Source organism: Prevotella conceptionensis 9403948 (assembly GCF_000312305.1).
GTDB classification, from domain to species: Bacteria; Bacteroidota; Bacteroidia; order Bacteroidales; family Bacteroidaceae; genus Prevotella; species Prevotella conceptionensis.
In genome coordinates, this window is sequence record NZ_HE999513.1 from 1 (window position 1) to 758 (window position 758).

Below are 758 nucleotides of genomic sequence, written 5' to 3' on the forward strand. Positions count from 1 at the left end.
GGCTAATCTCGTCGGGCATAGCATTGGATGTATCGGTTTAGCCAAACGTGGATAAATAATTGGACAAACGTGTCCAATCAATTAGACAGGCGTGTCCAAACGGTTGGACTAACTTGTCCAGCTCATTGGACAAACGTGTCCAATCAATTAGACAAACGTGTCCAAACACTTGGACTAACTTGTCCAGCTCATTGGACAAACGTGTCCAATGAATTATACAAACGTGTATAAGTCGCCTTGTTCACGTATGCGAGGCTGACACATCCTTATCTTAGTCAAGAGACAGCATATTTAGTATTCACATCAACATTAACAAAGAAATGAAAACAAGAGTATTTACCATCATCGCCCTTTGCCTGCTCTTTGCGGGCAGGGCAAGCGCGCAGTGGGCGGTCATCGACCCTTCCAACATCGCGCAGAGCATCATCAACGCCGGGAAGAACATCGCACAGACCACGACCACGGCGCAGAACATGGTCAAGAACTTTCGGGAGACCGTGAAGATTTACGAGCAGGGCAAGAAATACTACGACGCCCTCAAATCAGTGAATGGTCTCATCAAGGACGCCCAGAAGGTGCGCAAGACCATTCTGATGGTGGGCGAGATTACCGACGTCTACGTGAACAGCTACCGCCGGATGCTGCACGACAGCAACTTCTCGCCCGCCGAACTCAGCGCCATCGCCTTCGGCTACACCAAGCTCCTCGAAGAGAACAACGACGTGCTCAAGGAACTCAAGCAGGTGGTGAACATCACC

Annotated in this window: 1 protein-coding gene; it reads left to right on the plus strand. The window is 49.7% G+C overall.

Annotated features, from left to right (window positions below; genetic code table 11):
- Window positions 1-320: 320 nt before the first annotated feature.
- Window positions 321-758, plus strand: a 438-nt coding sequence (locus tag BN93_RS16030) for a DUF4141 domain-containing protein (protein ID WP_019189283.1), incomplete at its 3' end; no start/stop codon positions are given.